This is a genomic window from Asticcacaulis sp. (genome assembly GCF_047605585.1).
Classification (GTDB): domain Bacteria; phylum Pseudomonadota; class Alphaproteobacteria; order Caulobacterales; family Caulobacteraceae; genus Asticcacaulis.
Genome location: NZ_JASGFK010000001.1, coordinates 873760 through 885607 on the forward strand (window position 1 = coordinate 873760; position 11848 = coordinate 885607).

General features: G+C 60.7%; 10 protein-coding genes. 1 reads left to right on the forward strand and 9 read right to left on the reverse strand.

Annotated elements, in window-relative coordinates:
* Positions 1-5: 5 nt before the first annotated feature.
* The 8 genes from QM647_RS04130 to QM647_RS04165 all read right to left on the reverse strand — a co-directional run bounded on the left by QM647_RS04130 (position 6) and on the right by QM647_RS04165 (position 8441).
* Entirely contained in the window at positions 6-1211 is a 1206-nt protein-coding gene (locus tag QM647_RS04130; RefSeq protein WP_414994204.1) for a DNA replication/repair protein RecF, read from the reverse strand.
* Between the two features lie 9 nt (positions 1212-1220).
* Positions 1221-2342 carry a DNA polymerase III subunit beta gene (gene dnaN / locus QM647_RS04135; RefSeq protein ID WP_414994205.1) on the reverse strand — a complete coding sequence of 374 codons (1122 nt, stop codon included), beginning with the start codon at positions 2340-2342 and terminating at the stop codon, positions 1221-1223.
* A gap of 233 nt (positions 2343-2575) precedes the next feature.
* On the reverse strand, positions 2576-3991 hold the full coding sequence (gene dnaA, locus QM647_RS04140; protein ID WP_414994206.1) for a chromosomal replication initiator protein DnaA: 1416 nt from the start codon (positions 3989-3991) through the stop codon (positions 2576-2578).
* 865 nt (positions 3992-4856) lie between these two features.
* A complete protein-coding gene (rpsT, locus tag QM647_RS04145; protein ID WP_414994207.1) occupies positions 4857-5126 on the reverse strand; it encodes a 30S ribosomal protein S20 in 270 nt (89 codons plus the stop codon).
* Between the two features lie 165 nt (positions 5127-5291).
* Positions 5292-6173 (reverse strand): bifunctional DNA-formamidopyrimidine glycosylase/DNA-(apurinic or apyrimidinic site) lyase, encoded by an 882-nt coding sequence (gene mutM / locus QM647_RS04150; protein WP_414994208.1) that lies wholly within the window; start codon positions 6171-6173, stop codon positions 5292-5294.
* Positions 6174-6349: 176 nt separating this feature from the next.
* Positions 6350-7258 (reverse strand): aldo/keto reductase, encoded by a 909-nt coding sequence (locus QM647_RS04155; protein WP_414994209.1) that lies wholly within the window; start codon positions 7256-7258, stop codon positions 6350-6352.
* A gap of 234 nt (positions 7259-7492) precedes the next feature.
* Positions 7493-8113: a carbonic anhydrase gene (locus tag QM647_RS04160; RefSeq protein ID WP_414994210.1), complete on the reverse strand. Its 621-nt coding sequence runs from the start codon at positions 8111-8113 to the stop codon at positions 7493-7495.
* Positions 8114-8207: 94 nt separating this feature from the next.
* Positions 8208-8441, reverse strand: coding sequence for a hypothetical protein (locus QM647_RS04165; RefSeq protein WP_414994211.1), 234 nt, complete (start codon positions 8439-8441; stop codon positions 8208-8210).
* Positions 8442-8601: 160 nt separating this feature from the next.
* On the opposite strand from QM647_RS04165, the gene QM647_RS04170 reads away from it, so the two are divergent.
* Positions 8602-10248: an MFS transporter gene (locus QM647_RS04170; RefSeq protein WP_414994212.1), complete on the forward strand. Its 1647-nt coding sequence runs from the start codon at positions 8602-8604 to the stop codon at positions 10246-10248.
* A 47-nt stretch (positions 10249-10295) separates the two neighbouring features.
* On the opposite strand, the gene QM647_RS04175 is transcribed toward QM647_RS04170, so the two are convergent.
* Positions 10296-11843, reverse strand: a complete 1548-nt coding sequence (locus QM647_RS04175; protein WP_414994213.1) for a CocE/NonD family hydrolase — start codon at positions 11841-11843, stop codon at positions 10296-10298.
* Between the last annotated feature and the right edge of the window lie 5 nt (positions 11844-11848).

The window sequence follows — 11848 nt, forward strand, 5'->3', positions numbered from 1 at the left end:
TTTATTTAATCAACAAAATCAACGAATTGCCCGGCCTCCACGCGCACACCCAAGGCGCGATTTTTCAGGCCGTCGAACAGGCCCAAATCAGTGCCCGTAAAGACCGTTTGTAGCCCCAAAGCATGGGTCTCGTCAAACAATGCGTGGCGTCGCAGGGGGTCGAGATGGGCCGCCACCTCATCCAGCAAAAGGACAGGTTTGGAAAGGGATTCACCCTGTGAGCTCAAGCGCCGCATGGCTCCTCGCGAAGGCTCGGACGGGCGGTTGCCCTTGCCGAATGGCATACCGCCATTCGGAGATGCCAGACGCGCTCCCTGCCCCAGGATGATGTTGAGCAAAAGCGCCTTCTGCTCGCCGGTCGAACAATCGGCGGCCGGCCGGTTTTTCTCGCGGTGAACGACCGTCAGATCCATGCGATGGGGCCCGAAAAGCGACCGGCCGGCAGCGCCATCGCGCCCGCGGGCGCGTCTGTACCCATCGATCAGATCGGCCTCGGCAATCTCGCCGGTAAAATCGAGATCAGCTTTCGGGAAGGCGCCCTGGTGGCTCTCAATTTCGGCCTGCAAAGCTTCCAGAGCCGACCGCCGCGCCGCCATCATCCGCGCGCCCGTCTCGGCCAGTTTATGTTCCAGCAGGGCCAGCCAGGCCTCATCCGGCGCGCGGTCGGCGGCATAGGCCTCTGTCAGCAGCTTCAGACGTTCCCGCAGGGCCTTTTCATAAGCACTGACCGTCTGCGCATGGCCATGATCGGCGGCATAGACCAGACGATCGAAGAAACGCAGCCGTTCGGACCGCGCCTCGATAAACAGGCGGTCCTGCGCCGGGGTCAGCCAGATCTGGCGCAGATGCTCCAGCAGGCGCGACGCCGGCACCGTTTCGCCATCGAGGCGTACAATACGCTTGTTGGGATCGCGCGGATCGGACCCCGTACCCAGATGAACCTCGTCTTCGCCTTCATGGAATTTCGCCGCCACGGCCCAGGGGCGCCCCCTGTCTTCGGCGGGCAGACGTCGGCCCAGATCGCTGAAAGCCGCGCCCCGCAACCCCTTGCCGGGGTTGAGCACGCTGATCGCCTCCAGCAGATTGGTCTTGCCGGCGCCATTGGGCCCATAGAGATAGACGCTCCGGCCACCCACGGCAAAGTCCAGCCGCTCATAGGACCGAAAATCGGTCAATGAGAGGTGCTGAAGCGCATGTTTATCGGGAGTCACGGGCTCCGCTTAGACCCGCAGCGGCATCAGAACGTATTGCACGCCGTTATCGACCGGGTCGAGCACCAGGGTCGGCGAGGAGGCGTCCGAGAAGCGCAGCTCCACGGTATCGCCGCCGATCTGTCCCATAACATCCATGATGTAGCGGGCGTTGAACCCGATATCGAGCGTCTCGTTATCGTAATCGATCTCGGCCTCTTCAACCGCCTGGCCGGCTTCGATATTTCGGACCGAAAGCGTCAGGCGGCCGGTTTCGATGGTCATCTTCACCGAGCGCGACTTTTCCGCCGAGATGGTCGACACGCGATCGACGGCCTTGGAGAGGATGCCGGCAGAGACCGTCATCACCTTGTCATTGCCCTTGGGGATGACGCGGCCATAATCCGGGAATGAGCCGTCGATGATCTTGGAGGTCAGGGACGCATTACCGAACTGGAAGCGGATCTTGGCCGGCGAAACGGTCAGTTCCACATAGCCGCTGCCGTCATCCAGCAGGCGGCGGGCCTGGTCGATGGTCTTGCGCGGCACGATGACGCCCGGACCGCCGGCGGAGCCTTCAGGCGCCGGCATTTCAGCGAGAGCCAGGCGGTGGCCATCGGTGGCCACGGCGCGCAGATAGTTGGAACCGTCTTCGGTCAGGGTGTGGAGGAACAGACCGTTCAGATAATAGCGGGTTTCCTCGGTCGAGACGGCGAAACGGGTCTTGTCGATCAGGCGCTTCAGGTCGTCGCGCAGGATCTGGTAGGTAACGCCGTCATGGTCAGTCGACATGATCGGGAAGTCGCCGGCCGGCAGGACCGGCAGGGCGAAGCGCGAACGGCCGGCGGAAACCGACAGACGGGGATCGTCGCCGGCAGCGAACTTCAGTTCGACATCGGCGCCATCCGGCAGCTTGCGAACGATTTCATAGAGGGTATGGGCCGGAGCTGTGATCTGGCCGGGGACCGAAACGACGGCATCCGCGGCATCGACGATTTCCATATCGAGGTCGGTGGCCGAGAAGGACACCTGACCGCGTTCGGCGGACAGCAGGACGTTGGACAGGATGGGGATGGTGTTGCGGCGTTCGACAACATTCTGGACGTGGCCCAGGGCCTTCAGCAGCGCGCCACGTTCGATGGTAAATTGCATCTCTTATCCTACCAGCTCTGTTGTCCGGCTCTCAGGATACGGGCCGGGAGGCGGACATTAGAACAAAATTTACGAAATTCAAACGGTTTGTCCGTGGAAATCCCGAACAAACTTAAGGGGTGTGGGGCCAAGAGCGTCCTTGCGACCCCACATCTTTATTCTTCAACTGTCCTCGCCTGAAGGTGGGGCAGTTGAAGAATATAAAAGGCATGGGGCCACAGGCCCCAAACCCCTTAAACGTTGCGGAGTTTACGCGTCAGCGCCTCGACATCACGCGCGATCTGGTCATCGGCCTGCAGCAGCTCCTCGACCTTCTTCACGGCGTGCAGAACGGTCGTGTGGTCGCGACCGCCAAAGCGGCGACCGATATCCGGATAGGAACGTGTCGTGTGCTGCTTGCACAGCCACATGGCCACCTGACGCGGACGCGCCACGGAACGCGTGCGGCGCTCGGACAGAAGATCGGCCTGCTTCAGGCCAAAGTGATCGGAGACCAGCTTCTGGATCTCATCGACGGTCACGCGGCGCTCAACGGCCACCTTCAAATTCGGCTGCAACAGCGCCATAGCTTCTTCCAAAGTCAAACTCCCAAGACGCGGCCCAGCGGACGCCACCAGGGTATTGACCGCGCCTTCAAGCTCGCGGATCGACCCCGGCACACGCTCGGCCAGAAAATGTAACACATCGGAACGCGGGTTCTGAGCCGAACCCAGACGTTGCGACAACTGTTCGAGCTTGCGCTCGATAATGCCCATGCGCAGAGACTGATCGGCCACGTCCAGCGCGCAGACCAGCCCGGAGGACAGGTGCGAGCGCAGGCGCGCTTCGATCTCGCTCAGCTGCGAGGGCGGACGATCGGCCGTGAAAACGACACGGCGATTGTTTTCGATCAGCGAGGTGAGCGTATGGAACAGCTCTTCCTGGCTGGAGGTCTTGCCACCGATGAAATGCACGTCATCGACCAGCAGCAGATCGGCGCTGCGCACCTCGTCCTTGAAGGCGGCCGTCGACTTGTCCATCAGCGCCTTGACGAAGGTGGAGGTGAATTTTTCCGCCGTCAGATAGACGATCTTGGCGTCCGGACGGCGCTGTTGCGCCTCCCAGCCGATGGCGTTCAGGAGGTGCGTCTTGCCGTAGCCATAAGGCCCGTGGAAGAACACCGGATTGAAATGGCCATCCGCCCAGCTCGCCACCTGACGCGACATCTGGAAAGCGAATTCATTGCCGCGGCCCGCCACGAACGACTCGAAGGTCAGGCGCTCCTGCAGGCCGGTAATCCGGTTCTGCGAGACGGCCTCAATAACCACAGGCGCCACGGCGACCGGCGCCGGGCTCTCGGCCACAACCGCCTCAACCCCGCCCTGGCCGCGCGCTTCATCCTCGTATTCGACGCGCGACTTGATTTCGAGCACACGCGAATCCGGATCGTGCTGCGTCCACAGCTCCTGCGCCCGGCGGGCGGCATTGCGCGAGATCCAGTCCCGCGCATAGGCCGTCGGCGTCACCAGCACGGGATCGCCATAAGGCCCCGGGCGCACGTTCGACGGCGCCACGTAAGAGTTGAAAGGACCCTCCCCCAGTTCCTTCCGGAGGACTGCCGCTACTTTTGACCATACCGTTTCAGGTAAAATCGGCGACCAGCTTGTCATGCTTGGCATTCTTTTATCGCCCCGATCATTTGCCTTCACCCACACCACTTTACGCATACTCGCCATTGCTGGCACCAGCCCTGTCCGGCGCGCGGCAGTTCCGCACACCGTTCCCAACGATCACTCACCCTCACCACAGGGCGTATAATCGCCGCGAAACCTGCCCGCACAGATGACAAGATGCCACGCGCGCACAGCCTTCATTTTTCCCCCTTTACGAGAAGAGGTTGGCGACATCTTTAGCCACAATCCTCCAACCGCCAGCACCATAAAAAACCGCGGCGCGGGCGTAGAAGAAAGTCAAATTCAGGTGATCCGGACCTGTTGTCCCATCCGCCTGAAAAAGTCGGCTAATCCGTCTTGTCAAGGCTTTCGGCCACATCGGCCCAAAAGCCGCTACGCCCGATTCTACAAGCCTTTGAGCTCAGCAACACCCAGCGGTAACCCGATGGTGAATAGCCTGGCCCGAGTATCCGGCCGCTGGCCGGAGTGACCGCTCAATTCCTCCGTATCAGGAAGAGTTCAGCGGAGAAGGGACAAATTAACGTCCTGCGCCGCCGGGTCAATGAACTAATTTATCAACAGCAGCGGATATTTCTGTTGACTCTGATAAACCGTTCGCCCGTAACGAGAAATTAAACATAGTCCCTGGCAATTATTTTTGCCGGTAGCCGGTTGTCAAACGAGACGCTCGAAAAACCGGATTACAGGCGACAAAAATCCCTCGCCCGCCGCAGCGTTCGTGGGTGCAAAGCCTTTTATTTTCAGGAATTCAGGAAGAATGGACGCCAAGCGCGCCGCATCTTCCCTTCAGGCACAAAAAAAGCGACGACACCAAAACGGTGCGCCGCTTCTTCCGGTATAATTAGGCGGTGGCCAGCTTCTTCAGCTGGGCGGCCAGACGCGACACCTTGCGCGAACCGGTGTTCTTGTGAACCACGCCCTTGGAGACGGCGCGCATCAGTTCGGATTGCGCGACCACGAAAGCGGCCTTGGCGGCTTCGGCGTTGCCGCCGGTCAGCGCTTCTTCAAACTTGCGCACGAACGTACGAACGCGCGAACGACGCGCCTTGTTGACTTCGGTACGGGCAGCGATCTTGCGGATCGCCTTGCGGGCGCCAGGATTATTGGCCATTCATCACCTTACAGGACGAGATTATAGTCAAAAGCCTCCGCCCGGACGGCGAAGACATGAATTTCAAGGGGGCGGGATATAACCGAAGACCTTCGCCGGGTCAATGCACGCAAGTGCGCTTTTATGGCTTAGGAGATAAAAATTATTCACACCCGTGGTTAAGACTTATTTCTGGCAGACCGGACAGTAGAAACTCGACCGTCCCTGATGGACTTTGCGCTCGATCAAGCCGCCGTCATGGCGCGGGCAAGGCTGCCCCTTGCGGTCATAAACGCAGAAACGATGCTGGAAATAACCCAGTTCGCCCGAAGCCGCCGCGAAATCGCTGATCGAAGAGCCACCGGAAGCCACGGCTTCCTCCAATACGGTTCGTATAGCCTCGACCAGCGCCTCGGCTTCCTTCGGCCTGAGCGCGGAAGCCTTGTGGTCGGGTGAAAGCCGGGCCCGCCACAGCGCCTCGCAGACATAGATATTACCAAGGCCCGCGATCCCGCCCCGCTTTTCATGCCCCTGCGCCATCAGGAGCGCCTTCAGGTTGACATTGCGCCCCTCGGCCATCTTCAAAAGCACGCCGGCATTCAGTTCGTCGGAGAGCGGCTCGACGCCCAGCCCCTTGAACCATTTGCTTTGGTAAAGTTCATCGGGCTTCAGCAACAGCATGAAGCCGAACCGGCGTGGGTCGTAATAGTCGATACGGCTGACCTTGCCATCGGGCAAGGTGGCCAGGCACTGGAAATGCAGGTGCTTCTCATCGGGCGCTACGGCGTGATAATAGTTCGCCAGGTCTTCGGGACTGTCGTTGACCTGAAATCGGCCTGTCATGCCCAGATGCGTGACCCAGACGTCCTGCGTATCGAGATAGAACAGCAGGTATTTCGCTCGCCGCTCCAGCCGCAGCACCACCGCCCCTTCCAGCCGTTCGGCAAAGCGCTCCGGAAACGGATAGCGCAGGTTCGACCGGTGCAGCCGCACGGCGCTCAGCTTCGCCCCCGCCAGGTGCGGTTCCAGCCCGCGCCGGACGGTTTCAACTTCGGGCAGTTCGGGCATGGCGATGGTTCCGTGCGGTTTAAGAGCAGGGGACACAGTCCCCTGCACCCCGATACTCGACAATGAATAAGGATATCAACATGAAAAAATCCGGGCCCAAGGGTCCGGATTTTTTCATGTTCAGGTCTTTAACTACTGTATAGTTCCGGGGTCCAGGGGTCCGCGACCCCTGGCCTTCACGCCACCTGCACAAGCCGCCGGGTTGCCTGCTCGCCCAGATCAGCGAACCATTGCGAAGGATCGAGCGCCACCTCGTCGGTGAGCGCCATGGCGTCCCAGTTGAGCTTGGGCGCCTTGCGTTCCGATGCGGCCACGATGGCGCGCAGTTCGGCCGCCGAGGCGACACCGACGATCACGGTCGAGACACCTTCGAGATTGAGCGCGAAGCTTAAGGCTGCGTGCAGCGGATCGGCACCGCTTTCGGCCATCATGCGGCGGACGCGCGAGAGGTGTGGCCCGACCGGGATCAGGTTCGCCGGCAGGTTTTCCCGCGGCAGAAACAGCAGCCCCTGCAGGAAGACCGAGCGTATCTGCACCTCAATGCCGAGGTCGGCCAGATTGCTGATTGTGCCGTTCTTCACCAGGCGCTGATCGAGGATCGAGACCGGCACCTGCATGAGATCGGGCTTGAAGCGCTTCGCCAGCAGCAGGGGCTGGTCGGCCGCGGTGGCGCTGATGCCGATCCGGCTGATCAGGCCTTCGCTTTTGAGTTTTTCGAGGCGCGCCCACAAGGCATCGCCATCCGGCCCCATCAGGTCTTCGGCGCGATCGACCAGGGCGGCATGGGCACGCGCCAGGCCCATGTGATCGACCGAGCGACGCAGGCGCGATTCCAGCCATTCCAGACCGTTTTCAAGGCGAAGGGTACGGATTTGCGGCTTGAAGGGCGAGGGAAAGGGACAGTTGCGGCCGACAATGCGTTCGACATCGCCATCATGGTGCGACACGTCGAGGTTCAGGATCTTGCAATCGGCAGCCAGGTGCAGAATCTGGCGCACTTCATCCTCGCCCACGCGCCCACGCGTGTTCGAAATGCCGTAATCACCGCCAAACTGCGCTGAACCGAGACCGAGAGTGGCCGCCATTGTGTTCCCGAACTTAACCAGAATCCTTAACCACGTAAGGACAAGGTCGAATGTGGAGGGGAAATGTTAAAGAAGGTCTTTACAGGAAATAAGAAACCCATGTGGCGCATAGGCTTTTTTTATAAAAAACATGGTTAATCGGGAATTAATTTTTCTGTTTACGCCCCTGAATCAGACTTTTACAACAATAACACCGCTATGGGAATCGATCCGGAAATTAATTTTTCAATCTCATTAAATATCGAAAACGCGCTGGCGATCGTCGAAATTGGCGACGCTCACACCCTGGTCGGTCACCAGTCCGTTGGCGATCGAATAGACCCAGCCATGGATGGTCAGGGGCTGGCCCGAGCGCCAGGCGTTCTGCACGATCGGCGTCAGGGCGACATTGCGCACCTGGGCGATGACGTTCAGTTCGCACAGACGGTCGAAGTGCTCGGTATCGTCGTGGATTTCAGCCAGTTCGTGCTGGTGGCTGTGTGCCACTTCGCGGATCGGCGACAGCCAGTGATCGATCAGGCTGTCACCCTGGGATTCGATGGCCGCGCGCACGCCGCCGCAGCCATAATGACCTACCACCATGACATGCTTCACCTTCAGCACCTGGACGGCATATTGCAACACGCTGAGATAGTTGGCGTCCTGCGACGGGGCGAGATTGGCGACATTTCGGTGGACGAACAGCTCACCCGGATCGAGATTGACGATTTCATTGGCCGGCACGCGCGAATCCGAGCAGCCGATCCAGAAATATTCCGGCGATTGCTGGGCGACGAGACGCTTGAAGAATTCGGGATCGATTTCGGTCTTCTTGTGCGCCCAGTGGCGGTTGTTTTCAATCAGTTGATCCAGCATGACCCGTATCCCTCACAGAAGACTTGCGGCCTTATAAGGCGATAAACGTCGAGATCAAGTCCTTTTGTCGCAAGGGTCCGGGAATACAACCAGGCTATGTGGCGGCGTGACCGCTCGCGTGAATCTTAAGCCAGTCGATGCCCTGGTCGATGGTCAGGCCTGCTTTTTCAAACGAGCCATAGCGGAAAACAAGGATCAGCAGCACCACGCCGAGCAGGCCGAGCAGGCCCTCGACAATGCTGAGCACCAGCGGCCCCCACTGAACGCGCCTGACCCTGGCATAGGAGGTCAGGCCCTCGGCGGCACGCACGGGTTCGGAAAACTTCATCATGCACCCCCACAGAACAGTTTCGCAAATTGCACCTTAACCATAAATTGCAAAATGCGCCAGAGTCCATGGCGAATGCGACTGAATAGCCTTGTCTTGTGAGGTATTTCGGTCAATACCCTTAGTAATGCCCGAACATACGGGCTTTGCAGGGGCCCAAATGACGACGGAAAACAAAAAGGACTTGCGTACCATAGTGATCGCCTCGGCGGCGGGCACGACCTTTGAATGGTATGACTTCTTCATTTTCGGCTCCCTGACCGCCATCATCGCGCAGAACTTCTATGCCGGGCTGAACGATACCCTGGCCACCATCGCCGCCCTGGCCACCTTCGCTGTCGGTTTCATCGCCCGGCCGCTGGGCGCGCTGGTCTTCGGCCATATCGGCGACAAGAAGGGCCGCAAGGGCACCTTCCTCTACACCATCCTCGTCATGGGTCTGGCCACCATCGCCATCGGCCTGCTGCCGACCTACAAACAGGTGGGGATACTGGCGCCCATCCTTTTGATCGTCTTACGCATCGTTCAGGGTTTCGCGCTCGGCGGCGAATATGGCGGCGCGGCCATCTATGTCGCCGAACACGCGCCCGCCAACAAGCGCGGCGCCTATACCGGCTGGATACAGACCTCGGCGGGTTTCGGCCTGATCGCTGCCCTGCTGGTCATCCTCGTCACCCGCAAGACCACCGGCGAACCTGTCTTCGCCGACTGGGGCTGGCGCATTCCCTTCATCGTTTCCTCCGGCCTGCTGGCGGTTTCGGTCTATATCCGCGCCAGGACCGCCGAAAGCCCGGCCTTCAAGGCCCTGCACGAAAAGGGTCAGCTGGCCAAGTCGCCTTTGAGCGAAATCTTCACGCGCTGGCCGAACCTGAGGGGCATGCTGATCGCCCTCTTCGGCTTCATGACGGCCCAGGGCGTGGTCTGGTACACCACCTTCTTCTACACCCAGGTGTTCCTGACCTCGATCGTCAAGCTCGCTCCCGCCGATATGAACACCTTGGTCATGGGCATGACGCTCGTTTCCGCCTGCCTTTACGTTGCCTTCGCCGGGCTTTCCGACCGCATCGGCCGCAAGCCGGTCATGGTCTTCGGCATGGTGCTGGCCTGCGTGGCCTTCTTCCCCGGCTATCAGGCGCTGATGAAGCTCGGCAATCCCGATCTCGAAGCCGCCCAGCGGACAAATCCGGTCTATGTGGTGGCCGACCCGGCGCAATGCAGCTTCCAGTTCGATCTGTTCAGCACGGCGCAGTTCACCACACCCTGCGACCTCGCCAAAAGCGTGGTGACCGGGGTCGGCACACCCTATGTCAACAAGACGGATCGCGCGGCGGGCCAGACCGCCAGCATCCACATCGGGACGCAAGCCATCGACGTACCCTCGGGCGCGGGCCTCGACAAGGCCGGCATCAAGGCGTTGAAGGCCAAGGCGACCGGCGAAGTAAAGGCCGCGCTCAAGGCCGCCGGCTATCCTGAAAAGGCCGATCCGAAGAAGGCCAACCTGTGGGCCATGTTCGCCATCATGTGCGTCTTCGCCGTGGCCTGCACCGCGCTCTATGGCCCAATGGCTTCGGCCCTGGTGGAGATGTTCCCGACCCGCGTGCGCTACACCGCCATGAGCCTGCCCTATAATATCGGCACGGGCTGGTTCGGCGGCCTGCAGCCGGTCCTGTCATTCGCCATGGTGGCGGCCTCGGGCAATATCTATTTCGGCCTGTGGTATCCGGTAGCGACCGGCCTTTTGGCGGCGGCAGTCTCACTGCTGTTCCTCAAGGAAACCCGCGGCCGCGACCTGCACAAGATCGAGTAAAGAAAGGGCCGGCGTAACGCCTCCGCCGGCCACCGCACCAACAATACCTATGCGCCCAGAGACTTGAGATGATCCGTGGCATTGGTATTCTGCGGATTCAGAACAAGGGACTGACGGTAGGCGGCAATCGCCAGAGCCGCATCACCATGATCGGCATAGGCCTCGCCCAGACTGTCGAACGCGTTCCAGTCGTCGGGATGCAGATCCGTATTCAGCTTCAGGATGGCGATGGCCTCCGGCAGGTCATTCCGCGCCAGCAGATCGTAGCCCCAAGATACCAGCTCCGCCGGCGTCAGCGCGAAGTCCGGATCACGCGTCCTGAACGCCTGATAGACCACCGGCGCCTGATCGAACCCCTGGCGGCCGAGTTCGGCGGCGAAGGTCACGCGCGTGGGCGGCAGGGCTTCGGCGTGGGTGACGCGCGAGGTAACCAGATCGACCGACGCCCCCGCCTCTGCCGGCGGCAGATCGAGGAAGGCGTGGCTTTTACCGTCATCCTTCAGATAGGCGTCGAGAAAGCGCAATGTATAGGTTTCCATCCAGACAGTGGCGCTCGATAGCTTGCCCATATCCTGGCCAGCGATACCCGGCCCTATCCCGAAGCGCAGGGCCGTTTCGGAGAAGTTCTGATGCATCATCGGCGCCAGGGTTACCCGGTAGATATCGGCATATTTCATATGGTTGATCGGGCTGTCAGGTCGGTCGAACGACACCCCCTTCATTCCGGCAGGCACGGTCCCCGACGCCACGTACAGCATCGGCGCCGTAGCACGCGCCTCGGTGGCATAGGTTGCCTGCCCGAACAGCGGGGACGGATTGGTGACCGAGCCATCCAGCACGACCAGCGCGCCGATGCGGCTGTCTTTCGCGGCGGCCAGAACATTGGCCAGCCCCCCCCAGCTATAGCCGATGACCGCCAGGCGGTTCGTATCCGCCTGCGGCAGGCTGCCGGCATAGCCGATGGCAAAACCGATATCGGCGGCCTGGGCTTCTGCGCCTTCCAGACTTATCGTCATCAGGCGCGAGGCCTGGCCGATGCTGTCGACACCGATCACGATATAGCCCTGGCTAGCGAGATATTCGCACAGATCGGCGTTTTCAAGCGGCGTGGCATTGAAACTGGCGGCATAGATGATGACCGGAAACCGTCCGGTCTCGGCCGCGGCCTCACGGTGGGCAGTCAGGGGCGTGGCCAGTTTCGCCATGAATTGCTGCGGCGTCATCACACCGGATACCGCCTCGGCCATATTGCCGAGCTGCGCCCTAACCAGCGCCACACGATCAGCCGGCGTCGACGGAAAACTATCGGCTGTGGCCGCCAGTTTTTCGTAATCGCCCAGGGTCATGACGGGGGCAGATGTCTTGTCGGCCGGATACCACACCCAGGTCTGGACCGGCCGCGCCCGTTCGCCCATGAAGGGCTTACCGGTGACCGGATCAATGGCGCCGCGATAGCTACGCGCCCGGTCGTACTGCTCGACCAGCTTGAAACCGACCGCATGCGGCCCGGGGGTATTCATATGGGTAAAGGTTGTCTCGGCGGCCATCGCCGATGGCGCGCTCAGGATCCCGACAATCAGACACAGTAGACGCATGCACT

Bases quoted from the DNA above. Each gene is read 5' to 3' on its own strand.
- QM647_RS04160 (WP_414994210.1), bottom strand. From the start codon at position 8,113: ATGCTGGATCAACTGATTGAAAACAACCGCCACTGGGCGCACAAGAAG.
- dnaA (WP_414994206.1), bottom strand. From the start codon at position 3,991: ATGACAAGCTGGTCGCCGATTTTACCTGAAACGGTATGGTCAAAAGTA.
- QM647_RS04155 (WP_414994209.1), bottom strand. From the start codon at position 7,258: ATGGCGGCCACTCTCGGTCTCGGTTCAGCGCAGTTTGGCGGTGATTAC.
- rpsT (WP_414994207.1), bottom strand. From the start codon at position 5,126: ATGGCCAATAATCCTGGCGCCCGCAAGGCGATCCGCAAGATCGCTGCC.
- QM647_RS04165 (WP_414994211.1), bottom strand. From the start codon at position 8,441: ATGAAGTTTTCCGAACCCGTGCGTGCCGCCGAGGGCCTGACCTCCTAT.
- mutM (WP_414994208.1), bottom strand. From the start codon at position 6,173: ATGCCCGAACTGCCCGAAGTTGAAACCGTCCGGCGCGGGCTGGAACCG.
- QM647_RS04175 (WP_414994213.1), bottom strand. From the start codon at position 11,843: ATGCGTCTACTGTGTCTGATTGTCGGGATCCTGAGCGCGCCATCGGCG.
- dnaN (WP_414994205.1), bottom strand. From the start codon at position 2,342: ATGCAATTTACCATCGAACGTGGCGCGCTGCTGAAGGCCCTGGGCCAC.
- QM647_RS04170 (WP_414994212.1), top strand. From the start codon at position 8,602: ATGACGACGGAAAACAAAAAGGACTTGCGTACCATAGTGATCGCCTCG.